Source organism: Lactobacillus sp. C449L, assembly GCF_059900815.1.
Window position 1 is genome coordinate 1 of sequence record NZ_JBWXGA010000433.1, and the last position, 398, is coordinate 398.

A 398-nucleotide genomic window follows, 5' to 3' on the forward strand; every position below is an offset into this window, starting at 1 on the left:
TGTCGGGGCAGAGCGCGCCCATCTCCCCGAGAGACAGCCAAGCATCCCGGTCGATCATCTTGTCGGCGCGCCACCGCTCCGCGCGCGACGCAAGATTGGTGGAGAGATAGCGCCGGAACGTCTTCCGGAAGATATCGAGATCGGCAGTCATCCAAGATGAGCGGTATGTCATGGACGTTCCTTTGCGTCACGCAGAGGCGGGGAGGGCGCTGCTGCGGGCTGCGCCGACACGCCGGGTCGGGGAGAATCTCGGCATCTGCCCGGATCGCGCCGCACACGATCCGGGCGCGCCGTGTTCGACGGATTCCGGCATTGATCTTCCCAACGGATCCTCGAAAGCTACTCGCAAGTAGATTTTTGACCAAGAGGTAGCCATCGAATCCCATTTCCGTCAAGCG

General features: G+C 62.3%; 1 protein-coding gene. It reads right to left on the reverse strand.

From position 1 onward, the window contains the following. Positions 1-172, reverse strand: a 172-nt coding sequence (locus AC2JF9_RS10145) for an acyl-CoA dehydrogenase family protein (RefSeq protein WP_500727516.1), incomplete at its 3' end; no start/stop codon positions are given. Between the last annotated feature and the right edge of the window lie 226 nt (positions 173-398).